1 protein-coding gene is annotated in these 307 nt (G+C 33.2%); it reads left to right on the top strand.

Going from position 1 to position 307, the window contains the following annotated elements; translation table 11 throughout:
* Positions 1-33: 33 nt before the first annotated feature.
* On the top strand, positions 34-307 hold a 274-nt coding region (locus tag HC176_RS18775; protein WP_425338230.1), incomplete at its 3' end, for an XAC2610-related protein.

Raw genomic sequence — 307 nt, 5'->3', positions numbered from 1 at the left:
GAACAAGACTGTCAGATAAGTAAAATTCAAGTATTGAAAAATGGGGTATTAAAGCAGTCAATTAAACCGGGTAAAAATAATTTCCGTAAAACATTTCCTGTAGATCAACTCTTTTTAACAGAGGACATGAATTTTGACGGCAGAACGGATTTTAGATTAATTGAATTTTTACCTGCCGGCCCAAATATTCCTTATTTATATTGGATATACAATCCAGAACAAGACCTTTTCGAAGCAAACTCAGCATACACAGAGATAATTTTCCCCGATTTTGATAATGAAAAGAAGGAAATCAATTCTACCTGGA

The organism is Tamlana crocina (assembly GCF_012037625.1).
This window is presented reverse-complemented; position numbering and strand designations above follow the sequence as displayed.